Origin of the sequence: Microbispora rosea, from assembly GCF_900156315.1 — a bacterium.
Classification (GTDB): domain Bacteria; phylum Actinomycetota; class Actinomycetes; order Streptosporangiales; family Streptosporangiaceae; genus Microbispora; species Microbispora rosea.
On sequence record NZ_FTNI01000009.1, the window covers coordinates 46,133 to 72,507 of the forward strand.

A 26,375-nucleotide genomic window follows, 5' to 3' on the forward strand; every position below is an offset into this window, starting at 1 on the left:
GTCCAGATTACGGCCCGGCGCGGCGGACGCGGGCGTCCCGGGGACGCGACTCAGGCGAAGTGGATGGTCGTGTAGTCGGCGATGGGCCGGTAGCCGAGCCGCTGGTAGATGGAGTTCGACGTGGGGTTGCTCAGATCGGTGAACAGCAGCACCTCGGTGGCGCCGTCGTCCAGCGCCTTCCTGCTGGCCGCGTGGGTGACGGCGCTGCCGTACCCGCGTCCCCGCAGATCAGGCGGGGTGTAGACGGGCCCGATCCGCGACATGCCGGCGATCGGCGCGGAGACACCGGCGATGGAGACGGGCCGGTCGTCGTCCTCCCACACGACCAGTTCCTCCCGGTTGACACGGGCGGCGACGACCGGAGTGGGGTCGGCCGTGCGCTCGACGTGTGCCTCCCGCTGGAACTCCCGAATCAAGGAGACGGCCGTCGGCAGGTCTCCGGGGCCCGCGACGCGTGGCTTCCCCGGCGCGGAGGGAGCCCGCAGCGTGCCGAGGCGGTAGAGCCGCTCGGCCCGGCGGCGTGTCTCGGGCCGCCACCAGGCGCCCGCGAACGCCTCGGCGACGGCGGCAGGACCGCCGACCGCGGGCACGTCGTGGTCCAGCTCGATCAGGTCGCGCGCCAGCAGGGGAAGCGCCGCGAGCGGGACGTCGCCGAGCGCGAGCGGATAGGGCGGGGTATGGCAGGCCGCCCCCGCCACGACGTCGCCGTCCTCCAGCCAGGCCAGCAGGGGATCGACCGTGAACTGACCGCTGCGGATCCCCCGCAGCACGGTCAGCATGACCGTGCTGCGGACGGGATCGCGCAGCAGCCAGGGCTCCGCCGCCGTGGCGTACTCCTCCACGTCGGCGGTGATCGTCCATTTCATGACGGCATCCGTCAGGCCGCCGTCTCCGACAGGTAGGGCGCCCACTGCGGATCGCCGTCGAGTTGCGCGCCGATCAGCCGCCAGTGCGCGCCGTGCGGCACCACGGGGGCCACGCGCAGCGCCCAGCCGAGCTCCTCCAGCAGCCTGTCGGCCTTGCGGTGGTTGCACGGCGTGCACGAGGCGACGCAGTTCTCCCAGGTGTGGGGGCCTCCCCGCGACCGCGGGATCACATGGTCGATGGTCTCGGCCCGCTGGCCGCAGTAGGCACAGCGGAAATTATCCCGGCGCATCAGCGCCGCCCGGGTGAGCGGGATGCGCGTCCGGTAGGGAATGCGGACGTAACGCCGTAGCCGGATCACCGACGGGACGTCGAGCGTGCGGGTGGCCGAGCGCAGGACCGCGCCCCTGCCGTCGCGATGGACGACGTCTGCCTTCTCTCTCAGCACCAGGATGACCGCCCGGTGCAGGGAGAGCGTGGTCAGCGGTTCGTATGTGGCGTTCAGGAGCAGGACTTGGCGCATCAGCCGGCCTCCACAGCGGTCTCGGCTGTGCGCCTGGGTTGTGGCCCCGTCGGTTGGGACCCGGGTGCTTCCGTCACAGGGACCTCCGCCGGACGGCCCAGCGGATCGTCACCACGGCACCGCCCCTCACCAAAGTGTGGCCTTTTCGGCGGCCCCTGCGCCACCCCATAAAGGGTCTGGGGGGTGAACGAACGGGACGCCTGCTGCATCTATGCCCAGCGGTTCACCCCTTTATTCCCGTCTTGGCCGGGTACGGTCGATGTACCGCCGCAGTCGTCCGGCTGATTTAAAGTGCCAGCATGAGCCGAGTGCCGTACCCACCAGCCCGCCGTGACGACATCGTCGACGATCTCCACGGAACGCCCGTCCCCGACCCGTACCGGTGGCTGGAGGATCCGGACGATCCGGCGACGAAGGAGTGGCTGGACGCGCAGGAGACCCTGTTCCGGTCCGCCGAGCTCGAGGGGCGCGACCACTTCCGGGAGCGCATCGCCGAGCTGCTGCGTTCCGGGTCGGTGGGGACGCCGTCCTGGCGCGGCGAGCGCCGCTTCTTCACCCGCCGGGCCCCCGACCAGGAGCACCCGGTCCTGTACGTCGCGGACGGGGACGGCGAGCGGGTGCTGCTCGACCCCACCGCCCTCGACCCCTCCGGCCTGACCACGCTCGACTCCTACCAGCCGGACAAGGAGGGCAACCGGCTGGCGTACCAGATCTCGGTCGGCGGTGACGAGGAGTCGCGCCTGTACGTCGTCGACGTGGCGACCGGAGAAATCGTCGAAGGGCCGATCGACCGCTGCCGCTACTCCCCTGTGGCCTGGCTGCCCGGCGGGGAGGCGTTCTACTACGTGCGCAGGCTCGCGCCCTCGCTGGTCCCCGCCGGCGAGGAGCAGTACCACCGCCGCGTCTACCTGCACCGTCTCGGCACCTCTCCCGACGACGACGTGCTGATCTTCGGCGAAGGCCTGGAGAAGACCAACTACTACGGGGTCTCGGTCTCCCTCGACGGCAGATGGCTGTCGGTCTCCGCCTCGCGGGGAACCGCTCCGCGCAACGACCTGTGGGTGGCCGACCTGGTCGCCTCGTCGCCGCAGGCGCCGGAGCTGATCACGGTGCAGCAGGACGTCGACGCCCAGACCGGGCTCCACTTCGGCCGCGACGGGCGGCTCTACGTCTTCACCGACCTCGACGCCTCGCGTGGCCGCGTCTGCGTCACGTCGCCGGAGACGCCCGGCCGTGAGCACTGGCGCGACCTGATCCCCGAGGACGCCGAGGCGGTGCTGTCCGACTTCGCGATCCTCGACGGCATGGACGAGCCGGTCCTGCTCGTCGGCTGGACCCGCCACGCGATCGGTGAGATCTCCGTCCACGCCCTGGAGAGCGGCGAGCGGATCGGCGAGGTCCCGCTGCCCGGGCTCGGCTCCATCGGGGGGATCTTCGAGCGTCCGGAGGGCGGGCACGAGGCCTGGTTCAGCTACACCGACGGCATCACCCCGACCGCGGTGTACCACTACGACGCGCTGACCGGCGAGACCTCGCTCTGGGAGGCGCCTCCCGGCGCGGTGGAGGTGCCCGAGGCGACGACCGAGCAGGTGGTCTACCGGTCCAAGGACGGCACCGAGGTGCGCATGCTGATCACCTCGCGCCCCGGCTCCGGGCCCCGTCCCACCATCCTGTACGGCTACGGCGGCTTCGGGGTCCCGATGAACCCCGGGTTCTCGGCCACGACGCTGGCGTGGGTCGAGGCGGGCGGCGTCTACGCGGTCGCCCAGCTTCGCGGCGGCGGCGAGGAGGGCGAGCAGTGGCACCGGGACGGCATGCTCGGCAAGAAGCAGAACGTCTTCGACGACCTGCACGCCGCGGCCGAGCACCTCATCGCCACCGGCGTCACCAGCCAGGACCGGCTCGCCATCTCCGGCGGCTCCAACGGCGGCCTGCTCGTCGGCGCGGCGCTCACCCAGCGCCCCGACCTGTACGCGGCCGTCGTCTGCCTGGCCCCGCTGCTCGACATGATCAGGTATGAGAAGTTCGGTCTCGGGGCGACCTGGAACGTCGAGTACGGCTCGGCCGACGTGCCGGAGGAGTTCGCCTGGCTGTGGGGCTACTCGCCGTACCACCACGTGCGTGAGGGGGTGTCGTACCCGGCCACGCTGTTCGCCGTGTTCGGCTCCGACACCCGCGTCCATCCCCTGCACGCGTGGAAGATGGCGGCGGCCCTGCAGCACGCCCAGGCGGGCGACCGGCCGATCCTGCTGCGCAACGAGACCGAGGTGGGGCACGGCGCCCGGGCCGTGAGCAGGTCGGTCGAGCTCTCGGCCGACCAGCTCGCGTTCCTGGCCCGGCACACCGGCCTGAAGGTCGGCTGAGTCGCGGAGGTCAGCGCGGGAAGATGACGGTCTTGTGGCCGTCCAGCAGCACGCGGTGCTCCGCGTGCCAGCGGACGGCCCGGGCCAGCGCCTGGCATTCGAGGTCACGGCCGATCGCGGCGAGGTCCTCGGGTGAGTGGGTGTGGTTCACCCGCGCGACCTCCTGCTCGATGATCGGCCCCTCGTCGAGGTCGGGCGTCACGTAGTGCGCCGTGGCGCCGATCAACTTCACGCCCCGGGAGTACGCCTGGTGGTACGGCTTGGCACCCTTGAACGACGGCAGGAACGAGTGGTGGATGTTGATCATGCGCCCGGCGAGCTTGGCGCACATCTCCTGTGAGAGCACCTGCATGTAGCGGGCGAGCACGACCAGGTCGGCCTGATAGTGGTCGACCAGCGTGAGGATCTCCGCCTCCTGCCGCGGCTTGGTCTCCGCGGTGACCGGCAGGTGGTGATAGTCCACGCCGTACGACTGGGTGAGGGGGCGCAGGTCGGGGTGGTTGGACGAGACGCCCACGATCTCGATGGGCAGCAGGCCCGAGCGCACCCGGTAGAGCAGGTCGTTGAGACAGTGGTCGAACCGGCTGACGAGCACCAGCGCCCGCGTCCGCACCGCGAGGTCGAAAAGCTGGAACTCCATGGCGAACTCCGACGCGAGCGAGGCGAACGCGGCCTGCAGCTCGTCGAAGGCGCGCCCGCTGGAGAACTGCACGCGCATGAAGAACCGCTCCTCGACCGGGTCGCCGAACTGCTGGCTCTCGATGATGTTGCACCCCTTCCCGGCCAGCAGCCCGGAGACGGCCGCGACCACTCCGGGCCGGTCCGGACAGGACAGGGTCAGCACATATTCAGCGCTCATGCTCAGATCCTCGACGGGGGACGGTGTCGGCTTCAAGGGTAGGGCCAGCCGGTCAGCGGGCGCGGGCCGGTGGAGACGAAGACGGCGGACAACCGGCCGGCCGGCCGCCGTGAGCGCTCCCTCGCCTCATCCCGCCTTCTCGTGCCGCTCCAGCGCCGCGCGCACGTCGGGGTCGTCGGGGGCCAGGGCCAGCGCACGGCGCAGATCGAGCAGCGCCTCCCTGCCGCGGCCGAGCGCGTCGAGCGCGGTGGCCCGGTTGAAGTACAGCGCCGCGTCCTCACCCAGCTCGATCGCCCGGGTCAGGTCGTCGACGGCGCCCGGCGCGTCGCCGGTCTCGAACCGCAGGGTCGCGCGGTTCGCCCAGGCCGAGGCCAGGCGGGCGTCGGTGGCCAGCGCCGCGTCGAAGGCCAGGGCGGCCTCCGCGTAGCGGCCCGCCTCGGTCTCCAGCTGCCCGAGCACGCCGTGCAGGTGCGCGTTGCCGGGGTCGAGGGCGAGCCCCGCCTCGACGTCGCGCCTGGCGGCTTCGTGCTCGCCGAGCATCTCCAGCACGCCGGCCCGGTTGACGTACGCGTCGAGGTAGCCGGGGTCGAGCTCGATCACGTGGTCGAGGTCGGCGCGGGCGCCGTCCAGATCCCCGGCGGCCAGGCGCAGCTCCGCCCGGTTGTAGTACGCCTCGGGCAGCGGCGGGCTCACCCGCATCGCCGTCTCGTAGTCCGCCAGCGCCTCGTCCGTACGTCCCATCTCGAACAGCAGGTTGCCCCGGTCGAGATAGTGGTCGGGGAAGCCGGGGTCGATCGCGACGGCACGGTCGAGGTCGGCCAGCGCCTCCTCCCCGCGGCCCAGGCGCGCGAGAAGCTGCGCGCGGTTGGCGAACAGCACCATCCGGTGCACGGGGTGGGCCTGCGGCGGAAGGTCACACTCGGCCAGGTCGATGGCCGACCGCACCAGGCCGAGCGCCTCGTCGGCCCGCCCCTCCCGCAGCTCGATCAGCGCACGGCCGTTCTGGTCGAACCCGAGCTTGAAGGCCCGCGTCCGCCGGTCGGGCAGCAGCGTGGAGATCGCTATCGCCTCGTTGATCCAGGCTCTGGCCCTGGCCAGGTCGCGCCGCGCCGGATCGCGGTCGCGCGCGTCGAGCATCGCCGTGCCGTACGCGGCGGCGGCGTGCACGGCCGGATCGACGCTGACCCTCCGGGCCTGGTCGTACAGCTCCTGCGCGTGTGCCCGCCGGCCCAGCCCCGCCAGGGCGGTCGCGGTGCGGTGGGTGAAGCGCCACCACAGGTCGGACCCCGGCTCCACCAGCCGCAGGCCGCGCGACCCCAGCTCCACGACCGCGTGCAGAAAGCCCTCGGTGACGCAGTGGTCCACCGCGGCCCACAGGGCCTGCACCGCCGCGTCCACGTCGCCGCCGTGCTCCAGGTGGTACGGCACGGCGCCCAGGGCGTGCTCCGCCGCCGCGGGGTGGGCCCTGAGCTCGGCGGCGCGGCGGCCGTGCCGGCGCGCGCGTTCCTCCGGCGGCAGCGACAGGTACGCGCGGTAGGCCCGGGGGTCGTCGGAGGTACAGTCCGAGGCGACGTAGTCGTCGGGCGGCCCGCCCTGGGCCCGCGCCTCCACCAGCCGCGCGCCCTCCCCCGTGCTCTCCCCCGGAGGCTCCGCAGAGCCGATGGCCAGGGTCAGATCCGGCACCCGGCGCGCCAGGACGCGCAGCAGCTCGCGGTCGGCCGGATCCGCCTCGTGCAGATTGTCCACGAGCAGCGTCCGCGGCCCTTCGAGGCAGTCGCGGACGAACTCGGCGATCCCGTTGGCGATTCGCAGCGTGCGACGCGGCGCGGGCACCAGAATCCGCTCGTCCTCGGTCAGGCGGGCCTCGATGGTCTGCCGCCGCGCCGGCACCACAGGGCGCAGGCTCGGTGCGACGGCGCGGATCTCGATGTCGTGTTCCGCCACCAGGCCCGGGGAACGCTCCAAGGCGACCGGGACGAGGGCACGCAGGATCGCGCCACCGATCGTGTACGGACCGCGTAGCCGGCGGTGCCCGTTGACGACGGGCGCCACAGGAGGCGGCACCTCCCGGACGAGCGCGCGAAGGGCCGCCACGCGGTCCCGGGAGAGGTCTCCCCGGACCCAGATGTGGCTCGGGTGGTCCCTCACCCCTTGTGGATCACGCTCGAGGTGCCGCTGAGCTTGGTCGTTCCCGGCTTGCGGATAATGATCTTCTTCATCATGCCTCTTTCCCCACTCTTGCGGACAAGGCACAAGTATTCGCAGGGATCAGCTGTCCGCCAAGGGATGGAAGCATTATCTATCGGGAGAAAAGTGGCGAGACTACGGAATTCAGCTGCTTCTCGATGTAAATCACCACGTTGTCGCCACGTACCTCGCGCCGCAGCTCCCGCCACCCGGATTTGCGGTAGAGCTCCAGCGCGGCGACCTGACGCAAGGTGGTGTCGCCGCGCAACGTCCTGTAGCCCAGCCCGCGCGCCCGATCCTCAAGCTCCTGCGTGATCCGCCCGCCGTAGCCGCGCCGCTGGTGATCGGGGTGGACCCGGAGCCGGCACATCTCGGCCGTGTCGGCGTCGATGCGCCGCAGGCCGCCCATCGCCACGAGCCCCACCCCGGGCACCTCCCCCACCAGGAAGTCGCCCCCCGCGGTCAGGTAGACCTCGGTGATCCGGGGGAAGTCGTCGTCGTAGTAGACGCCGTCACCCGGCACCACGCCCACCTGGGCCAGGCCGATCTGATGGAGGGACCACACCGCGTCGAGGTCGGACCAGCGGTATCGCCGGATCCTCAGCGGCGCGGGCCCGCTCTCCCCGCCTCTCACGGGATCTCCCGGCTCGAGATCTCCCGCCAGCGCGTCTCCTGCCACACGTCCTCCTCGGTACCCACGTCACCCGGCGTCCCGGAGCAGCTCCGGCGGGATCGTGACCCGGCTCTGCTTGAGCATCTCGCAGAAGGCCTGGAGCCGGGGCGAGTCGCCGTGCTTGGCCCTGACCTCCTTCACCAGGTCGTACGCCGGTTTGAGCAGCAGGTCGGTCCGGTAGTCCTTGTCGACCAGCTCGATGGCCTCCTCGCCCAGCTTGAGCGCGGCCTCGACGTCGCCGTCGATGAGCCGGCACATCGCCCGGTCGAACCGGATCAGGGTCTGGTCGAGCAGGTCCTCGTCGGTGTACTTGTCGAGCGCCTGCTGCAGGATCACGTCGGCCTCCACCGTCTGCCCCAGCTTCACCAGGACGTCGCCCTGGTAGAAGTAGAGCTGCCGCTCGGTGTAGCCGAACGCCGGGTCCTCCCGGTCGCTGTCGTTCATCTGCTGGAAGGCCGCCCGCGCACGGTGCAGGGCCCGCTTGGCCTGCTCGACCACCTCGTGCCGCGAGCCGTTGACACCGGCGATCTTCGCCAGCGCCCTCGCCTCGACGACGGGCGCCATGGTCCGCGCCGCACAAGGGGTGTGGCCGGCCAGGTCGCGGCTCTTCTTCGCCAGCGTGAGCGCCTCACGCGGGTCGCCGTAGTAGAGCGGGACCAGCGCCTCGCGGGCGGTGACCCAGGCTCGCAGGGCCCGGTCGCCGGTCTCGTCCGCCGCCATCCGGCCGGTGCGGAAGAACGAGCGGGCCATCCGCTGGTCCCCGAGGTCGATCATGATCATCCCCGAGAGCCCGGCCAGTTGGGCGGCCATCCGGCACAGCCGCTCCTGCACGTCGATGGGCTGCCGGCGGTCCAGGGCCTTGCGTACGGCGGTGAACTCCAGCATGACGTCGCAGAGCAGTCGTACGGGCGGGGTGTTCATGTACTGCCGCCCGAAGCCGAACGTGGCCTGCTCCCACTGGTCGAGCATCGCCGGCGAGACGGTGGCGGCGACCATCGTCTCGTCCATCCGCCGGCGGAGGTTCTCCACCGCGCCGAGCACCTCTTCGTTGAGCCCTTCGAGCCCAACCGCCCCGACGGTGCCGCCGGCGAGGAGCTTCAACAGCGTCCTCCGTAGCACGTTCTCGTCCTCCTCGCCCCCGTCCACCGGATGGGTGCCGCCGCCCGACGGGGGCGGCGCACCCCACGGAGCGGGTGAAGTGATAGGTCTGTCCTGGTCTGCTGCCCCGCCACCTGATTCGGCCAGATGTCCGTGGCCGCAGATGCACGGGCTTTCGAACCCGAGGGCCAGGGGTTCCACCCGGTAGACCGAGCACAGGTAGTGGAGATACTCCGGGCCGGGCCGCTTCATGCCCGACTCGTACGCGGACAGTAGCGTCTCACCGATGCCGGGGACGGCTTTTCCGTCCTTCTCGAAGAGAGCGCGTACCTGCTCGATCACATCGGCGAGCGCCACCCCGTGCGAGAGGCGATGCGCCTTGATCCGAGTCGTGCCGAACTGCGGCCCGCAGTCGTTGTGGATTTCCTCGGCGATCTGGGCCAGGCTGCGCCCGGTGGCCAGGCCCCGCGCCCGGATCCGGCGCGCGATCTCCGTCTCCCTGTGTTGCCTGCCGGACATTCCGGCCCCTCTCTCGTGGCCGGCCGCAGTCGCAGCCCGTGGTCTCGAGCGGTCCTCGCTTCGTGACGGAGAGTGACTTACTCGTCGCACTCCGCCGACACCATAATGATGGACCATAGTTGGCGCAGCCAAGCCCCCAACCTGAACGTGCCGACTAAGGATCGTCTCCCGATAGGGGTTTTCTTTCAACCAACATGGGTTTTCCTCCACCTCAGCGGCTTCTCGCCCTCGTTGACCCGAGCACTTCTGTGAGCCATCTTTGGCGCACCAGAGTGAACAGACGGGAACGCAAAGTACGCATTCCGCCCGCGAACGGAAATGAAGGAGGACCTACGGTGGGGGAGGACGATTTCCGGCGCCTCGAACATCTGGTGGCCGAACTCGATGCGCGGGGTCTGCTCGCGCGAGTCGTGCGCACACCGTCGGGCCGCGCCTACGTACGCGTGATCAACCCCGACGCGACGAGCCTCACGGAGAACGTCGTCTGTCAGGCGGCCGACTACTGGTGGTCCTGGGGTGAGCGGATGCACCGGGCGGACGACCCCGCCGGAGCGGCCACGAAGGTGGCCCGCGTGCTTGCCGCGGTGAGCGAGTAGGGGAAGGCGGCGGCCCCGAGATGAAAGCCGGCGAAAGCGCAGTCGCCGTGGGCCGCCGCATCCACCGCGGCCTTGGGGAGTGTCTGACAGATGCTGCCCGTCGAGCGTGGATCCAGGTGGATGCATCGCAAGGCGGAGGAGGAGCCCATAGCGGAGCTATGGGCGACGATTCCGGCCCCCGCGGAGATTGTGAGCTTGCGAGCAATCTTCGTGGGTGGGGCGAGAACGCAGCGAGGCGCCGCCTGGGCCACGCACAGCAGGGCCATGATCTGTCAGACACGACCTGGGGGGCGGGCAGGACGCCCGGTGCGGAGCGTGGCCGTCACGCCGCCCCGGTGCGACGGCGACGCTGCGGCGTCCCGCCCGCCCCGACCCGTCCGCGTCTCGCGGGCGGACCGACCGGATCGCCGGTCGCCATGGACCGCCGTCCGGCCCTGTCGAGCAGGTGGGGCCGGGCGGCGATCGGGGGGGATCCCCACTTGGAGAAGGGCGTCGAGCGCGCTTCCGGGTGCGCGCCCGCGTCCTGCCACACCGTCACTGGAGCGTGTCCGGTCCGCCCTCCGCGGCCCCGGACGGGACGCGCTTCCGTCTTCCCCGGCGATGTGACGGAGGCCGGATCAGTCGGCAGTATTGGCTACGTTCAAGAACTGCCGCTGATCCGATCCGGGGGGGATCCACCTCGTGTTACCACTGTCGCCCGCAACGCCCACCCCAGAGCCGACCGTGCCGGATCTCGATGTGATCGGCCAGCAGGTGGCGAAGGCGTGTGACAACAACGACGGCATCTTCTGCACCGTCCTGAACAGCGCCTTTCCGGAGAAGGACTTCCCCGCCTGGGTGCAGCTCGTGGCGGGCATCGTGGACGTGCTGCTGCTGATCGCCCTCATCCTGGCCGGAGCGCTGGTCGTCAGGAACGTCGTGCACCGGCTGATCACCCGGCTCACCGTGCGGGCCAGCGTCGGCGTGCTGCCGGAACGGCTGCGCGGCAAGAGCGTGCTGACGAGCACGGAGGCAGCGGCGGCGATCATGACGGAGCGCCGCAGGGCACGCGCCGAGACGATGGGCTCGGTGCTGCGGAGCCTCGCGTCCGTCGTGATCCTGGGCACCGCGGCATTGATGATCTTCGCGAAGCTCGGGGTCGAGCTGGCGCCGCTGCTCACGAGCGTCGGCATCATCGGAGTGGCGGTCGGCTTCGGCGCCCAGGAGCTCGTCAAGGACTTCATCGCCGGCATGTTCATGCTGCTGGAGGACCAGTACGGCGTGGGCGACGTGATCGACACCGGGGTGGCCGTCGGCACGGTGGAGGCCGTCACGCTCCGCATCACCCGCCTGCGCGACTCCGACGGCAAGGTCTGGTACGTGCGCAACGGCACGATCACCCGGATCGGCAACGAGTCGCAGGGCTGGTCGAGGGCCCTGGTGGACGTGCCGGTGCCGTACGACAGCGACGTGGCGACGGTCCGCGAGCTGCTGAACGGCCTCGCACACGACATGTGGGAGGACCCGGAGTACCGGGACACGGTCATCGTCGAGGAACCGCAGGTCTTCGGCCTGGAGTCGGTCTCGGGCTCGTCCGTCATCTTCCGGATCAGCGCGAAGACCGTGCCGGCGCGGCACCTGGAGGTCGCCCGCGAGCTGCGCCTGCGGGTGAAACGGGCCTTCGACGAGAAGAGCCTCACCTTCGCCGCCTGACCTTACCGATCGGTAACTGTCTTAGGCTGAAACCGTGACCAGCGAGCAGACCCTGTCCTTCTACGACGCGGTCGGCGGCGAGGAGGCCTTCGAGCGCCTCGTCCGCCGGTTCTACGAGGGCGTCGCGGAAGACCCCCTGTTGCGCCCGATGTACCCCGAGGAGGACCTCAGCGGCGCGGAGGAGCGGTTGCGCCTGTTCCTCATCCAGTACTGGGGCGGCCCGAGGACCTACAGCGAGCGGCGCGGCCATCCCCGGCTGCGGATGCGGCACGTGCCGTTCGTCGTCGACGAGGCGGCACGAGACGCCTGGCTCAGGCATATGGGCGACGCCGTGCGTTCCCTCGGCCTGCCGGCCGAGCGCGAGAAGGAGCTGTGGGACTACCTCGTCTACGCCGCCCACAGCATGGTCAACGCATAAGTAACGGAAGCAGCGGGCAGCCCAAGACTCATGGAAACAACCCCCTGGTGGCGTGATGCCGTTGTCTATGAGATCTACGTCCGCAGTTTCGCCGACGCCTCCGGCGACGGTACGGGCGACCTGGCGGGAATCCGCGACCGCCTGCCGTACCTCGCCGAGCTCGGCGTCGACGCGATCTGGCTGACCCCCTTCTATCCCTCCCCCATGGCCGACGGCGGCTACGACGTGGCGGACTACCGCGACGTCGATCCGTTGTTCGGGTCGCTGGCCGATTTCGACGACCTGGTCGCCGACGCGCACGCGCACGGCCTGCGGCTGATGGTGGACATCGTGCCGAACCACAGCTCGTCGGCCCACCCGTGGTTCCAGAAGGCCCTGGCGTCCCCCAGGGGCTCCCAGGAGCGCGAGCGGTACATGTTCAGGGACGGCGGCCCCGAGGGCGGTGGAAGCGGCCACGGAGAGCCGAACAACTGGCTGTCGACCTTCGGCGGCCCGGCGTGGACCCAGGTGCCCGACGGGCAGTGGTACCTCCACCTGTTCGCGCCCGAGCAGCCCGACTTCAACTGGCGCAACCCCGAGGTGCGGGAGGAGTTCCTCGACGTCCTGCGGTTCTGGCTCGACCGGGGGGTGGACGGCTTCCGGATCGACGTCGCAATGGGCCTGATCAAGGCGGAGGGGCTGCCCGACACCGACCCGGGCTTCACCTCCAGGTCGCCGATCTGGAGCCGGCCGGAGGTGCACGACATCTATCGCGACTGGCGGCGGGTGCTCGACTCCTATCCCGGCACCCGCGTCGCCGTCGGCGAGGTCTGGACCGACTCGGCCGAGGACCTCGCGTTGTACGTGCGGCCCGACGAGCTGCACCAGAGCTTCAACTTCGCCTGGCTGGAGGCCCCCTGGTCGGCCACGGCCTTCAGGAAGGTCATCGACGACACCCTCAAGGCCGTCGCCTCACCGACCTGGGTGCTGTCGAACCACGACGTCGTACGGCACGTGACCCGCTATGGCCAGGGGTCCCTCGACCCGGGGGCCGGTCTGGCACGGGCCCGCGCCGCGCTGCTCGCCATGCTCGCCCTGCCGGGGTCGGCGTACCTGTACCAGGGTGAGGAGCTCGGGCTGCCCGAGGTCACCGACCTGCCTCCGGAGGCGCGCCAGGACCCGATCTTCGCCCGGTCGAACGGCGAGGTGCCGGGCCGCGACGGCTGCCGGGTGCCGCTGCCCTGGTCGGGCACCGAGCGGCCGTACGGCTTCGGGTCCGGCGGATCGTGGCTGCCGCAGCCGGCCGACTGGACAGACCTCACGGCCGAACGGCAGGCGGCCGACCCGTCCTCGACGCTCTGGTTCTACCGCCGGGTGCTGCAGACGCGGCGGGAGCTGCGCGGCACGCTGCCCGACGCGATCACCTGGCTGGAGTCGCCGGAGGAGACGCTGCTCTTCCAGCGGGGCCGCCTGATCTGTGTGATCAACTGCGGCGAGGGCGCCGTCGCGCTCCCGCCCCACGACCAGGTGCTGATCACCAGCGGCCCGCTCGACGGCACCGCCCTTCCCGCCGACACGGCGGCCTGGCTGCTCACCGGCTGATCCCGCCCCGTCTCTCCGGACCGGCCGCCGGCTCCGGCCGCCGTGGCCGGTCACGGAGCGACGGCGAAGAACTGCTTGAGATACGCCAGCTCGTCCTCGTCGAGCCTGCGGGGGCGGGCCGCCGTGGCGTCGTAGGCGACCATGACGGTGCGCGCCTCGGCGTAGAGCGTCTCGTCGTCGCGGATCTCGTACGCGAGGGTGAAACGCACCCGGGAGATCTCGGTGACCCACACTTCGACGCGCACGGGATCGGCGCGGAAGGTCAGGGGCCGCCGGTAGTCGATCTCGTGCCGGGCGACCACCAGGTCCTGCCGGCGGCCGTCGATCTCACGGGGCCGCTCCCACAGCATCGACACCCGCGCGTCCTCGAGGTAGTCGAGGAAGCGGACGTTGTTGACGTGACCGAAGCTGTCGATGTCGGCGAAGCGCACCTTGCGCTCGAAGACGAAGCGGGTCAGCTGCTCTGGAGGATGGCGTAGCTCGGTCACCGGTCAAACCTAACGGGCCTCCGTCCCCCGCCCGGCGGCGGGGCACGGAGGCCCGCGGAAGTGGACTCGCTCAGTCGCGGGTGAGCTTGCGGTAGGTGACGCGGTGCGGGCGGGCGGCGTCCGCGCCCAGCCGCTCGACCTTGTTCTTCTCGTAGTCGGCGTAGTTGCCCTCGAACCAGAACCAGTTCGAGCCCTCTTCCCACGCCAGGATGTGGGTGGCGATGCGGTCGAGGAACCACCGGTCGTGCGAGGTGATCACGGCGCAGCCCGGGAAGTCGAGCAGCGCGTTCTCCAGGCTGGACAGCGTCTCGGTGTCGAGGTCGTTGGTGGGCTCGTCCAGGAGCAGCACGTTGCCGCCCTGCTTGAGGGTGAGCGCGAGGTTGAGCCGGTTGCGCTCGCCGCCGGACAGGATGCCCGCGAGCTTCTGCTGGTCGGGGCCCTTGAAGCCGAACGCCGCGACGTACGCCCGGGAGGGCATCTCGACGTTGCCGACCTTGATGTGGTCGAGCCCGTCGGAGACGACCTGCCAGACGTTCTTGTTCGGCTCGATCCCGGCCCTGCTCTGATCCACGTAGGAGATCTTGACGGTATCGCCGACCGTGATGGACCCGGTGTCCGGAGTCTCGGACCCCGTGATCATCCGGAACAGCGTGGTCTTGCCGACGCCGTTCGGGCCGATGATGCCGACGATGCCGTTGCGCGGCAGGTCGAAGGACAGCTCGTCCATGAGCAGCCGGTCGCCGAAGCCCTTGCTCAGCTTCTCGGCCCGGATGACCGTCGTGCCCAGGCGGGGGCCCGGCGGGATCTGGATCTCCTCGAAGTCGAGCTTGCGGTACTTGTCGGCTTCGGCGGCCATCTCCTCGTAGCGCTGGAGACGGGCGCGGCTCTTGGTCTGGCGGGCGCGCGCGTTGGAGCGCACCCACTCCAACTCCTCCTCCAGGCGCTTCTTGCGCTTGACGTCCTTCTGGCCCTCGACCTTCAGACGCGCGGCCTTGGCCTCCAGGTAGGTGGAGTAGTTGCCCTCGTAGGCGTAGCACCGGCCGCGGTCGAGCTCGAGGATCCAGCCGGCCACGTTGTCGAGGAAGTAGCGGTCGTGGGTGACGGCCAGGACGGTGCCGGGGTACTTCTCCAGGTGCTGCTCCAGCCACTGCACGCTCTCTGCGTCGAGGTGGTTGGTGGGCTCGTCGAGCAGCAGCAGGTCGGGCTGCTCCAGCAGCAGCTTGCACAGCGCGACCCGGCGCCGCTCGCCACCGCTGAGCTTGGTCACCTCGGCGTCGGGCGGCGGGCAGCGCAGCGCGTCCATGGCCTGTTCGAGCTGGCTGTCGAGGTCCCACGCGTTGCGGTGGTCGAGCGCGTCCTGCAGGCGGCCCATCTCCTCCAGCAGCTCGTCGCTGTAGTCGGTGGCCATCTGCTCGGCGATCTCGTTGAACCGGTCGAGCATCGCCTTGGTCTCGGCGACGCCCTCCTCGACGTTCCCGAGGACGGTCTTCGACTCGTTGAGCGACGGCTCCTGCAGCAGGATGCCGACCGTGAAGCCGGGCATCAGCCGGGCCTCGCCGTTGGACGGCTGCTCCAGCCCCGCCATCATCTTGAGCAGCGTCGACTTGCCCGTGCCGTTCGGGCCCAGGACACCGATCTTGGCCCCTGGCAGGAACGACAGCGTGACGTCGTCGAGAACCACCTTGTCACCGTGCGCTTTGCGCACGCGCTGCAACGTGTAGATGTACTCCGGCATGCCTTCAAGCCTAGGGGATCGCACCGGCAGCGCCGTCCGCGCTGCGGGGAGGTGGGGCCACTGGGGCGGCAGGGAGACAGACCCTGTCCCTGCCGAGCTCTTTCGCGCGGTAGAGGGCGAGGTCGGCGGCGGCCAGCAGCTCGATCAGGTCCTCACCGTGGACGTTCATGATGGCCACCCCGGCGGAGACCGTGACCGTGACCGTCGCCTGCTCGGCGGGGACCACCATCCGGCCCACCCGGGCGCGGAGCCGCTCGGCCACCCGCCTCGCCTCGTGCACGTCGGCGCCGGGCAGCAGCACGACGAACTCCTCGCCGCCGAACCGCCCCACCACGTCGTACTCGCGCAGCTGCGTACGGAGGGTGGCGGCCACCTGGGCGAGGACCTGGTCGCCCACCAGGTGGCCGTAGGTGTCGTTGACCTTCTTGAAGTGGTCGATGTCCACCAGGACCAGCGCGAGGGCGTCCCCGGTCCGCTGGGCCCTGACGATCTCCGTGTCCGCCTCCCGCTGCCAGGCGGCCGCGTTCAGCAGGCCCGTCTTCGGGTCCGTACGGGCCGCGGCCTGGAGCTGGGCGTGCAGCAGGCTTCGCTGCAGCAGCACGACGGGCGGCAGCACGAGCAGCAGCAGCGCCAGGTTGAGGCCGCAGACGACGGCGACGAGCACACCGAGGCAGAGCTCGACCGCGTCGAGCAGGACGCGCTCGCGGTCCCACAGAACCTCGCCCCAGCGGGTCTCCGGGTCGGACGCGTGCGCCGCGACCGCGATCAGCGCGGTGTTGAGCACCGTGAACAGGACCGCGCAGGCCGCCGCGACCGCGATCGGCTCCCCCTTCCCCGCGGACAGATCCGTGGGGAAGGGGACCCAGCGGTGGAAGACGGCCGAGGCGGACGCCGCCGCGAGCCCGATCGCCGCCGCGCTGAACACGCGGCGGTACAGCACGGTCGCCCGGACCCTGAGCTGGAGCAGGATCTGCATCGGTATGGGCGCGAGCAGGGCGTAGACCGGCGGAAGCAGGAACGCCACCGGCAACCACCAGGCGGACAGCAGGTCACGGGACACACCGGCCGGCATGCCGAGGCGGCGGGTGGCCTCGATGCACACCGCACCGCACACGGTGAGCGCCCCGAACATGGCGAGATGGGGAGCGTGGAACGCGGTCGACTTCGCCAGCACCGCGATCAGGACCGCATCGAACGCCACGATCGCGCACACATAGGACACGAGGGCGGGCGGCTGGGCCAGCAGCGGCCAGCGGTTTCGCGAGCAGATCGCGCTTCGCGGTCTGGTCGAGGTCTGACCGGTTGCCGTCATCCCGCCCCCCAGTGGCCGAAGCCAATCTCACGATGAGTAACACAATAGTTGCGGAGTGTGCGATGCGCGACGGGAACCGCTACCTTGACACGATGGCCATCTGCATCTGATGGGCTAGACGCGCATCTGCGGCGGATTGCCTGACCCGGGCTTCGCGTCGTCCTGGGGCGGCGAGCAGGCCGGCTTCGCCCACCGAATGCTATGTGGTGCGGGGAAGCGGCGGCAGCGGCAGAGGCAGCCCCGGCAGGCCGTCGATACTGGTCGTGACGTGCTCCTTCTTGTGGAAGTACGCGTCGAGCGACTCGTCGGTCTCGCGTTCGAACCGCGACCCGTGCAGCGGGCGGTCCCCTTCATAGGTCATGAACGGGACGGCGTACCCGCACGTGTCACGGATCTTCTCGGCGGTCACGACGATGATCGCCCGCAGGCCGTGCCGGCTCGGGTCGACGTCCGGGAAGTAGCGCATCAGCCCGGCCCACCGTGGATCGTCGCGGAAGACCGGCTCTCCGCGACCGTGCACCCGCACGATGGCAGGAGGGCCGTCGAAGGCGCACCACATCAGGGTGATGCGGCCGTTCTCGCGCAGGTGGGCGATCGTCTCGGCGTTGCTGCCGGCGAAGTCCAGGTAGGCCACGGTGAGTTCGTCGATCACGGCGAACGAGCCGGTCAGGCCCTTGGGTGAAAGGTTGACGGTGCCCTCGCCGTCCAGCGGCGCGGTCGCGGTGAAGAAGATGTGCTGCGCCTCGATGAAGGCACGCAATCTCCCGTCTATTCGCTCATAGCTCTTCCCCATACCCCGAGTATGGCCGGGATGATCCCGCAGAACACGGGCGCGGAGGCCCAGCGGCAGAGCGGACAGCCCAGTGGGAGCGGGAGGCGTGGGAGCGTGGGAACGCGGGCGTGGGAACGCGGGCGTGGGAACGCGGGCGTGGGAACGCGGGCGTGGGAGCGGAGACGGCTCCGGGTCCCGAAGGTCGAAGCCCTCGGCAGGGTCTCAAGACGAAGACGCCCGGGTTTCGAGACGAGGACGCCCGTCACGCGCCGGGCGGGGGTTAAGACGAGAACGCCCGTCAGACGCCCGGCGGGGTGAAGACGACAACGCCCGTCAGACGCCCGGCGGGGCGAGCACGATGTCGAATCGCACCTTGCTCCAGGTGCCCTCGATCGTTCGCCCGTCAGGGATCGGAGTGCCGGACGGCTGCCGCTCGAACTTCTTGATCAGCGACTCCTTGACTCCGAAGACGGAGTCGTTCCAGCCGATCGGGTCGCCCTCGGGGAAGATGTGCGTCACCAGCGTGCGCCCGTTGTCGTGGCTGACCATGAAGTGCAGGTGCGCTGCCCGCAGCGGGGATCGGCCGACCGCGGTGAGCATCTGCCCGACCGGGCCGTCGTCCGGGATCGGATAGGGCGTCGGGGTCAGCGCCCAGAACCGGTAACCGCCGTCCTCGGCCGAGAACAGGTGGCCGCGCGCGGTGCGCTTGCCCCCGTCGTACTGCACGTCATAGAGGCCGGCCTCGTCGGCCTCCCAGACCTCGATGCGCGCGCCCGGGAGCGGGTTGCCGTCGGTGTCGGTCACCGTGCCCTCGACCCAGCACGGCTCTCCGGGCGCGCCGAAGGCGACATCGCCGCCCAGCTCGACGTGCGGGGCGTCCCCGACGAAGAACGGGCCGAAGACCGTCGCCTCCGTGGCGTCCTTGTAGGCCGCGTTGTTGACGTTGATGGTCTGCATCGAGGCGCCGAGGGTGTCCGACAGCAGGATGAACTCCTGACGCACGTCGTCGGTGATGTGACCGGCCCTGGTGAGGAAGTCGATCGCGGCGCCCCACTCCTGCTCGGTCAGCCGCACCTCGCGGATGAAAGCGTGCAGGTGCTTGACCAGTGCGACCATCAGCTCCTTCAGCCGCGGGTCCGGGCAGTCGGCGAAGGAGGCGACGACGTTCTCGACCAGCTTGGCCTCGACGGCCTCCTGCCCGGGATCGATCTCCCGGTGGACGCGGCCCTGAGCGCCGGCCTGGGCCGATCCCGGGTTCACGTGGATGCTCATCGACGCTCTCCTTCCCACGCGGCACGCAACAGCGCGGTGAGGTTCTCTTCGGTCACGAGGGTCGGGTTGCCTGCCGGTAGGGCGGCCATGATCGGCGCGACCGCCTTGGCGATGCCTTCCTCGGGCATTCCATAGTCCTTCAGCGCACGGGGGGCGCCGACCTCCGCCCGCAGCGCCGCCAGCCCTCCGACGGCGGTGGCGGCGCCGAAGGCCGCCGCGATGCGCCGCTCGGCCTCGGGCGCGCTCGGAGCATTGAAGGCCAGCACGTGCGGGAGCACGACGGCGTGGGTCTGCGCGTGGGGCAGATCGAACATGCCGCCGAGCACGTGGCAGATCTTGTGGTGCAGCCCCGAGCCGGCCGACGCGAACGCCACCGCGGCGAGGTAGGCGCCGTACAGCGTCTGTTCGATGCCCTCGATCGCGCCGCTGTCCGCCGCGACGACGGGCAGCCCGGCGGCCAGGGCGCGGACGCCCTCGCCCGCCAGTGCCCGGTCGACCGGGTCCGCTCGCGGTCCCCACATCGAGTCGACGCAGTGGGCCAGCGCGTTGAGCCCCGACGCCACGCTCATGTCGGCGGGCAGCGAGGTGAGCAGCCCGGCGTCGTAGACGATCGAGCGCGGCAGCACCTTGTCGTCGACGCCGGTGGTCTTGGTCCCGCCCTCGGTCAGGCCCCAGACGTTGGTCGCCTCGGAGCCGGCGTAGGTGGTCGGGACGGCGATGACCGGCAGGCCGGTCATCATGGCGACGGCCTTGCCCAGTCCGGTGGCGGAGCCTCCGCCCACGGTGACCACGACGTCGGCCTCGGCTGCCGCGGCGGCCGTCCGCGCCCGTCCGGCCACCTCGACCGGGACGTGCATGACGACCTCCTCATGCCGCAGCACGACCGGCAGCCGTGCCGCGATCGGGTCGGCGAGCGCGGCCGCGCGGCCGGAGGCGATCAGCATGGCCCGCCGGGCGCCGAGGAGGGAGACCTCCTCGGCGACCGCCTCCGGCGAGGCGCCGGAGGCGAAGACGACGCGCTGCGGCAGCGTCTCGTGGACGAACCTCATGCCCGCCCCAGCGGCTTCGGCCCCGCCGCGCGCAGGGTGCCGGCCGGATCGTCGGGCAGGCTCATCGCACGCCGGGCGATGTACGCGTCGGGGCAGACCAGCAGCACGCCTGACTCCTCTGTCTCTCGAAGTTTGGCCCGGTCATAGTACAGATCGGTGATTTCAGGACAGGGACCGACCCGGCCAAGGCCCGTGAGGCACGTGAGGCCCGTGGACACCCCACTAGGCCGCCAGCGCGGGCGGGAGCCAGGCGGCGTCGCCGTTGTCCCGCACGGCACGCTCCGGGTCCGTCGCCCCGTCCGAGGCCGCGTCCGTCGCCCCGTCCGAGGCCGCGTCCATCTCCCCGTCCGAGGCCGCGTCCGTCGTGCTTCCTGTTGTGCCTTCCTCGGCGTCGATCTCCCCCGCGCCGCCGGTCCGCGGCGCCTCGTCGCCCTGCCAGGCTCCGGCGGCCGCCGGCGTTCCGGCCACCGACGAAGCCGCGTCGTTCGCGCCCCGCGCGCCGACGAGGGCATCGAACGCCTCGTCGTCTCCGCCGGCGACGGACGCCGCACTGAGCCCACTGAGCCCGCTTGGCCCGCTGGAACCGCTGGGAGCGGTCAGCTCCCATTCCCGCGTTGCGTCTTCCATCGCGTGGCGCTCGCCGTCGCTCGGCGCGCCCGCCGAGTAGGCCCGGATCGGCTTCTCGAACGTGGCGATGCCCCACTTCAGGTCATGGCCCACCGAACTGGCCTCGATCTCCGCCCAGAACCGCTGCTCGCCGTCGCGCTCGAACTGCTTGATCCGCAACTTGCCGTACACCACGACCGGGTGTCCCCTGCGGATCGACTGCTGCACGTTGTCCGCCAGCCCGCGGTAGCAGCGCACGGTGTAGTAGGTGGTGTCCCTGGTCTGCCAGGTGTTGGTCTGCTGGTCGAGGACGCGCCTGTTGACGGCCATCCGCATCGAGGTGACACGCGAGCCGTCGCGGAACTGATACTGCCGGGGATCGTCGGTGACGTTCCCGCTCAGCGTGACGTAGATGTCGTTCATCGAAGTGCCTCCCCGGCCCGGTCACTCGCCGGGCTCGGGGGACACACTGGCCGCGCATCGCACCGCCTCACGGGCCAGAAACCCGTTCTGTGGATGAAGCCACGCCTGTGGACAACGCTCCGGGGCCGCCCCGCTCGACCGGGAGCGGGGGGCGGGACGTCCGGCGCGGGGCAGGACGTCCGGCGCGGGGCGGCGCAGGGCGGCGCGTCCCGCGGCAGGCGTTCGACGCCCGGCCGCGCCCGTCCGGCGGCAGGTGTTCGACGCCCGCCGCGTCCGTCGGGCGGCAGGCGTTCAGCGAAAGGCGTTCAGCGCCGGGCGGCCGCCATCGCGCCGAAGAACTCGTTGTAGCGGTTCAGCTCGCGTTCGAGCGGCTGGACGACCATGTCCTGCGCCAGGACGCCCACGCGGCGTCTCATGTCGTGCTCCAGCCGGTCGCGCTCCTTGCCCGCGGCGAGCACCACGAAGTTCCTGCTCGACATGGCCGAGAACAGGCCGAGCCCGAGGACGCTGATCATCATCAGCCCCACCCAGGGCAGCACGGCCACGTCGCCGAGGACCTCGGCCGGCGGACGGCCGGCCTTGAAGACGCCGTACGCGAGGATCGCGCCCGCCCAGGCGAGGCTCGCGACGAACATGAGCACCAGGAGGTACTGCCAGATCTTGAGCAGCCACCACCAGACCGGGACCCGGTCGAGCGGCGGAGCCACCTCCGACAGCTCGCCCGACAGCGCCTCGGGAAGCTCGTCCACCCGCGAGCGGGCCGCCTCGCGCACGCCGTCGCGCCACACCTCCGGCATGCCTGCAGTCAGCCCGTCGGCGAGCGTCTGCACCGCGTTGTCCACCTCGGCGGGCTGAGCGGTGACCGAACTCGCGACAAGGCCGCGGATGTCGTCCTTCACGGCCCCCAGACGCAGGCTCTTGAGCGGGTCGGGCCGCAGCCGGGCCGCCCACCGCGCGTACGGCCAGCCGACCCATTCGGCGGACCGGACGGCGTACACGTTCTCGAGGGCCTCGCCGAGAGCGGAGACGCCGATCGCGTCGCACAGCGCCTCGACCAGCCCGGCGCGCCGCGCGCCGTCCACCGTGGACTCCACCCGCAGCAACTCCGGCACGTCCTTCACCAGGCGCAGCACCAGCCGGTCGAGGTCGGCCTCCAGGCGCTGGTAGGCCGCACGCCGGGCGGCCACGGACTCGGCCAGGACGGCCTTCAGGCTGTCGACGCCCTTGCCGGTGGTGGCGGACGTCGCGACCACCCGGGGACGGGTGACGCCCTCACGCCGGAGAAGCTCCTCCAGGTCGGCCACGCACTCCGCCTGCTCCTCCGGGGTGAGCCGGTCGGACTGGTTGAGCACGAAGACCGTCACCGCGTCGTGCCCGTTCAGCTCGGTCACGTAACGCCGGTGCACCGAGGCGTCGGCGTACTTCTGCGGGTCGAGCACCCACACGATGAGATCGGCCACCTGGATCAGCCGGTGGGCCTCGTGGTCGGTGAGCGCGCGGATCGAGTCGTGGTCGGGCAGGTCGAGCAGGATGAGCCCGTGCAGCTGGCTCTCGCCCTTGTCGAGGGCGCTGGCGCGGGCGAACCGGTGCCGCCACTGGATCTGCAGCCAGTCGAGCAGCGGGCCCGCGCCGTCGATGCCCCACACGCAGGCGTGGGTGCGCGCCGTGGTCGGCCTGCGTACGCCGATGGGCGAGAGCTCCAGCCCGGAGACGGCGTTGAACAGGGACGACTTCCCGCTCCCGGTGCCCCCGGCGAGCGCCACGACCGTGTGGTCGGACGACAGCTTGAGCCGGTCGCCGGCGCGCAGCAGGAGCTGGGCCGCCTCTGTGACCAGCGCCGGGTCGAGCCGGCCCTGCCCCAGCTCAACGATCTTGGCCAGGGCGGCGAGCCTGGAGCCGAGCCCGTGCTGCGTTTCGGCGGTGCTGACAGCCGTCATGGATTCCTCACCGTGGTGCGGAGACGTACCCCGGCGTGATCTGCCGGATCGGCTCCGTCATCGTGCGACCTCGAGGTTGTACGTTGCCTGGTAGAGCCGCGTCGCCGCGGCCTCGTCCGGGATTCCGGCGCTGTCGAGCGCGTCGACGTATCGGAGGGTCTCCTCGTCGAAGAGCAGGCCGACGCGGGCGCGCAGATCGCTGCGGGCCTTGGCGCTGATGTTGCGCAGCGACTCGGCGCCGAGCAGGCCGCGCAGCAGCCGCTGGGGCAGTGCGCCGGCGCCCGCGCCCGCCGGGGCGTCCGTGGCGCCGTAGCCGAGCAGGCCGATCATGAAGATCAGCGAGAGCGACTCCACGTCGAAGGAGATCAGCTTGGCCACCGACCGCTTGGTCACGCCCTCGGTGCGGATGAGTTCGGTGACGTGGTCCTGCCAGGCGGTGATGGTCCTGGTGGTCCTGCGGGCGATCTCCTCCGCCGGGCGGCCGAGCCCCGGTGTCGCGGCCAGCCGGTCGCCCGCGCCCGCCCGCTGCCGCCAGCGCGCCACGACCTCCTCCGCGGCCTGCTGGACGGCCGAGTTGACCAGCGCTTCGAGGCCCGCCCGCAGGGCGGCCTTCAGCCCGCGCACCCGCTCCGGGCCCTGCTGGTGGCCCTTGGCGCCGCGGCGCAGCTGGAGGGTGCGCATGAGGTCGCCCGTGCCGGCGAAGTCCTGCCACCGCGCGAGCACCTCCCCGCGCAGCAGCGAGCCGTCCCTGGTCGCCTCGTCGATCCGCGTCAGGGCGCCCATGTAGGCCGCGTCGACGTCGGAGCGCAGATCGGCACGCAGGGCGACCTGGGTTTCGAGGTGCCGGGCGAGCGCGGGCAGCCGGGTGCGGAAGCTGTTCAGAACGCCGTTCAGCGTCGACTTGACCGCCGCCTCACGCCGCTCGTCGTCCGCCGACAGGGCGGACATCCAGATGCGGAGATCCGCGATCTCGATCTCGGGCAGCCGCCCGTCGCGTACGGACGTCTCGTTGATGACGAAGCACTCGACCTCGCCCAGGCCGTATTCCTTCAGCATCCGGCCGAAGTGCTTGACGACGACCTCGCGGGACCTGTGCGGCACGCGGGACAGCACGATGACCAGGCGCGCCCCGCGTTCCTTGGCCCGGCGCAGCAGGCCCCAGGACGGCGCGTCGGCGTACCGGGACGCCGTGGTGACGAACACCCACAGGTCGGCGGCGTCCAGCATGCGGTGCGCGATCTCGTGGTGCTCCTCCACGACCGAGTCGATGTCGGGCGTGTCGAGCAGCGCGAGTCCCCGGGGCAGGGACGGGCTCGACGTCAGCACCACGCTGCCGGGCGGGGCGTCCCGCGTGGGTTCGTCGAGCCTTCTCAGACCGCCGAGAAGGTCGCCCCGCGCGTACCACTCGTGGTCGTCGGGATGGCAGACGATCACGGGCGTCGCCGTGGTGGGACGGCGCACTCCCGTGGCCGAGACCTTCCCTCCGGCGAGCGAGTTGACGATGGTGGACTTGCCCGCCCCCGTCGAACCGGCCACGACGATCAGCGCGGGCGCGGTGCTCATGTGGACCCGCGGGATGACGTAGTCGTCGAGCTGCGCCAGGACCGACGCCTGCGCCTTGCGCGCCTCCTCGGAACCCGGCACGTCGAGACCGAAGTGCAGGCCCTTCACCGCCGTACGGAGCTGGTTGAGCGCCTCGGTCAGCGCCGCCGAGACCGGCTCCGGCATCGGGAAGGACCGGACCCGATCGCCGTCGGGCTCGTCCTCGCCGTCCTCGGCTCGCTCGATGTCCTCCATGCCATCGGCGTCGTCGGTGTGCTCCGCGTCTTCGGCGCCCTCCGGGTCGTCCTCAAGGCTCTGCGCGTCCTGCGCGGCCTCGGCGGCCGCCGCGTCTGCCGGGTCCTGTTCGCCGTCGGCGTCCGCAGGCTCGCCCTCGCACTCCTCACCGGGCCGCACGGGGGCGTCCTCGATCATGTCCTCGTCGTCGCGGATCGGGCGGAACGCGACGGTCTGCTCCCCCGGCGACTCCGGGTGCTCCCCGGCGTCCCGGTCAGCGAGATCCGGCCCCGCGATGTCCGGCTCCTCGGTCACGGCGTCGCCCGAACCCGCGCCGGTCCCGTGGTCGGGCGTGTTCCTGGCTGCCGATCTCACGGGATCCGCTCCGCTCGCACCATATCGATCTCCTGGCCGACCTTGACGACCTCGCCGACGATCACGATCGCCGGAGGCCGCACTCCGGCCGCGGTCACCCGTTCCGCCACGGTCGACAGCGTCGCGGCAACGGCTCGCTGCGTCGGAAGAGTACCGTCCTGTACCACCATCACGGGAGTTTCCGGTGAACGTCCGTCTCGGACCAGCGTTTCGGCGATCTCCTTGATCCGTTCGACCGCCATGAGAAGTATCAGGGTTCCCGACGATCCCGCCAACCCGGGCCAGTCGACGGTGGACCTGGGGTCGCCGGGCGCGACGTGCACGGAGATGACGTGGAACTCCTGGCTCACCCCGCGATGGGTGACCGGGACTCCGGCGGCGCCGGGGACCGCGACCGCGCTGGTGATCCCGGGCACCACGGTCACCGGGATGCCCGCCCGGGCGCAGGCGATCATCTCCTCGCCGCCGCGGCCGAAGACGAACGGGTCGCCGCCCTTCAGCCGTACGACGAACCTGCCCTTGCGCGCGTGCTCGATGAGCAGTTCGTTGATCTTCTCCTGGGACAGCGACCGGCCGTACGGCACCTTCGCCGCGTCGATCAGCTCGACGTCGGGCGACAGCTCGTCCAGGAGCGCGCGCGGCGCGAGGCGGTCGGCCACGACCACGTCGGCCTGCGCCAGGAGCTGACGTCCCCGCACCGTGATCAGGCCGGGGTCGCCGGGGCCGCCGCCCACCAGCGCGACGCCGACGGGCTTGGTGCGGTGCCGCCGCGCGTCCACGGTGCCGTCGCGTAGCGCGCCCACGATCGCGTCGCGGATGCCGGCCGCGCGGCGGGGGTCGCCACCCGCGGTGACCGCCACGCCGACCTCGTCCACCCGGCCGCTGGCGGGAGTCCAGGCCGCGGAGGCGTCCTTGTCGTCGGCCCGCACGCACCAGATGCGCTTCGCCTCGGCCTCGGCGGCGACCGCGGTGTTGACGTCGCGATGGTCGGTGCAGGCGTGCACCAGCCAGGCGCCGTCGCAGTCGCCGACCTGGTAGGGCCGTCGCTCCCAGGTCACCCGGCCCGTGGCGATGAGGTCGTCCAGCGCCGGCGTGACACTGGGCGAGACCAGGGTGACGGAGGCTCCGGCGTCGAGCAGTGCGGGGACCCGTCGCTGAGCGACGCGTCCCCCGCCGACCACGAGCACCCGCCGCCCGTCGAGGCGGAGGCCGAGCAGGTAGGGCGCCATGACCCCTGTCTCCCTAGAGCGTCAAGTG

General features: G+C 71.2%; 21 protein-coding genes. 5 read left to right on the forward strand and 16 right to left on the reverse strand.

Annotated features, from left to right (window positions below; all coding sequences use genetic code 11):
- Nucleotides 1–50 precede the first annotated feature (50 nt).
- Both BXA11_RS14850 and BXA11_RS14855 read right to left on the reverse strand, forming a co-directional pair.
- Nucleotides 51–866 (reverse strand): GNAT family N-acetyltransferase, encoded by an 816-nt coding sequence (locus BXA11_RS14850; protein ID WP_076435003.1) that lies wholly within the window; start codon nt 864–866, stop codon nt 51–53.
- An 11-nt stretch (nt 867–877) separates the two neighbouring features.
- The gene (locus BXA11_RS14855; RefSeq protein ID WP_076435004.1) at nt 878–1,387 is read right to left on the reverse strand and encodes an HNH endonuclease; all 510 of its coding nucleotides are present in this window, start codon (nt 1,385–1,387) and stop codon (nt 878–880) included.
- A 299-nt stretch (nt 1,388–1,686) separates the two neighbouring features.
- On the opposite strand from BXA11_RS14855, the gene BXA11_RS14860 reads away from it, so the two are divergent.
- Nucleotides 1,687–3,750 (forward strand): prolyl oligopeptidase family serine peptidase, encoded by a 2,064-nt coding sequence (locus tag BXA11_RS14860; protein ID WP_076435005.1) that lies wholly within the window; start codon nt 1,687–1,689, stop codon nt 3,748–3,750.
- 10 nt (nt 3,751–3,760) lie between these two features.
- Here BXA11_RS14860 and purU read toward each other — a convergent pair whose 3' ends face one another.
- The 4 genes from purU to BXA11_RS14880 form a co-directional block, all read right to left on the reverse strand.
- A complete protein-coding gene (purU, locus tag BXA11_RS14865; protein ID WP_076435006.1) occupies nt 3,761–4,609 on the reverse strand; it encodes a formyltetrahydrofolate deformylase in 849 nt (282 codons plus the stop codon).
- 126 nt (nt 4,610–4,735) lie between these two features.
- Entirely contained in the window at nt 4,736–6,757 is a 2,022-nt protein-coding gene (locus tag BXA11_RS14870; RefSeq protein WP_083744243.1) for a tetratricopeptide repeat protein, read from the reverse strand.
- A 151-nt stretch (nt 6,758–6,908) separates the two neighbouring features.
- Complete coding sequence (locus tag BXA11_RS14875; RefSeq protein ID WP_239105191.1) at nt 6,909–7,475, reverse strand: GNAT family N-acetyltransferase; 567 nt, start codon at nt 7,473–7,475, stop codon at nt 6,909–6,911.
- A 21-nt stretch (nt 7,476–7,496) separates the two neighbouring features.
- On the reverse strand, nt 7,497–9,086 hold the full coding sequence (locus BXA11_RS14880) for an NsdA family TPR-like regulatory protein (RefSeq protein ID WP_076435007.1): 1,590 nt from the start codon (nt 9,084–9,086) through the stop codon (nt 7,497–7,499).
- Between the two features lie 335 nt (nt 9,087–9,421).
- Here BXA11_RS14880 and BXA11_RS14885 point away from each other — a divergent pair, with 335 nt between their 5' ends.
- The 4 genes from BXA11_RS14885 to BXA11_RS14900 all read left to right on the forward strand — a co-directional run bounded on the left by BXA11_RS14885 (nt 9,422) and on the right by BXA11_RS14900 (nt 13,373).
- A complete protein-coding gene (locus BXA11_RS14885; protein WP_030509616.1) occupies nt 9,422–9,682 on the forward strand; it encodes a hypothetical protein in 261 nt (86 codons plus the stop codon).
- 723 nt (nt 9,683–10,405) lie between these two features.
- Nucleotides 10,406–11,374 (forward strand): mechanosensitive ion channel family protein, encoded by a 969-nt coding sequence (locus BXA11_RS14890; protein WP_239105192.1) that lies wholly within the window; start codon nt 10,406–10,408, stop codon nt 11,372–11,374.
- 34 nt (nt 11,375–11,408) lie between these two features.
- Nucleotides 11,409–11,792 carry a globin gene (locus BXA11_RS14895; protein ID WP_030509618.1) on the forward strand — a complete coding sequence of 128 codons (384 nt, stop codon included), beginning with the start codon at nt 11,409–11,411 and terminating at the stop codon, nt 11,790–11,792.
- A gap of 30 nt (nt 11,793–11,822) precedes the next feature.
- Nucleotides 11,823–13,373, forward strand: coding sequence for a glycoside hydrolase family 13 protein (locus BXA11_RS14900; protein WP_076435009.1), 1,551 nt, complete (start codon nt 11,823–11,825; stop codon nt 13,371–13,373).
- A 50-nt stretch (nt 13,374–13,423) separates the two neighbouring features.
- Here the strand turns inward: BXA11_RS14900 and BXA11_RS14905 are convergent, their stop codons facing one another.
- The 10 genes from BXA11_RS14905 to cobA all read right to left on the reverse strand — a co-directional run bounded on the left by BXA11_RS14905 (nt 13,424) and on the right by cobA (nt 26,347).
- A complete protein-coding gene (locus BXA11_RS14905; RefSeq protein ID WP_239105193.1) occupies nt 13,424–13,861 on the reverse strand; it encodes an acyl-CoA thioesterase in 438 nt (145 codons plus the stop codon).
- A gap of 70 nt (nt 13,862–13,931) precedes the next feature.
- Complete coding sequence (ettA, locus tag BXA11_RS14910) at nt 13,932–15,596, reverse strand: energy-dependent translational throttle protein EttA (protein ID WP_076435010.1); 1,665 nt, start codon at nt 15,594–15,596, stop codon at nt 13,932–13,934.
- Between the two features lie 10 nt (nt 15,597–15,606).
- Nucleotides 15,607–16,908 (reverse strand): GGDEF domain-containing protein, encoded by a 1,302-nt coding sequence (locus BXA11_RS14915; RefSeq protein ID WP_076435011.1) that lies wholly within the window; start codon nt 16,906–16,908, stop codon nt 15,607–15,609.
- A gap of 199 nt (nt 16,909–17,107) precedes the next feature.
- Nucleotides 17,108–17,701 carry a pyridoxamine 5'-phosphate oxidase family protein gene (locus BXA11_RS14920; protein ID WP_076435012.1) on the reverse strand — a complete coding sequence of 198 codons (594 nt, stop codon included), beginning with the start codon at nt 17,699–17,701 and terminating at the stop codon, nt 17,108–17,110.
- A gap of 312 nt (nt 17,702–18,013) precedes the next feature.
- Complete coding sequence (locus BXA11_RS14925) at nt 18,014–18,952, reverse strand: dioxygenase family protein (RefSeq protein WP_143734275.1); 939 nt, start codon at nt 18,950–18,952, stop codon at nt 18,014–18,016.
- Complete coding sequence (locus BXA11_RS14930; RefSeq protein ID WP_076435014.1) at nt 18,949–20,001, reverse strand: maleylacetate reductase; 1,053 nt, start codon at nt 19,999–20,001, stop codon at nt 18,949–18,951. The genes BXA11_RS14925 and BXA11_RS14930 overlap by 4 nt, the downstream gene beginning before the upstream one ends.
- A 222-nt stretch (nt 20,002–20,223) precedes the next feature.
- Complete coding sequence (locus BXA11_RS14935; RefSeq protein WP_076435015.1) at nt 20,224–21,030, reverse strand: single-stranded DNA-binding protein; 807 nt, start codon at nt 21,028–21,030, stop codon at nt 20,224–20,226.
- Nucleotides 21,031–21,335: 305 nt separating this feature from the next.
- On the reverse strand, nt 21,336–22,967 hold the full coding sequence (locus tag BXA11_RS14940) for a GTPase (RefSeq protein WP_076435016.1): 1,632 nt from the start codon (nt 22,965–22,967) through the stop codon (nt 21,336–21,338).
- 57 nt (nt 22,968–23,024) lie between these two features.
- A complete protein-coding gene (locus tag BXA11_RS14945; RefSeq protein WP_239105194.1) occupies nt 23,025–25,118 on the reverse strand; it encodes a dynamin family protein in 2,094 nt (697 codons plus the stop codon).
- Nucleotides 25,115–26,347 (reverse strand): uroporphyrinogen-III C-methyltransferase, encoded by a 1,233-nt coding sequence (gene cobA / locus BXA11_RS14950; protein WP_030509629.1) that lies wholly within the window; start codon nt 26,345–26,347, stop codon nt 25,115–25,117. The genes BXA11_RS14945 and cobA overlap by 4 nt, the downstream gene beginning before the upstream one ends.
- Nucleotides 26,348–26,375: the final 28 nt, after the last annotated feature.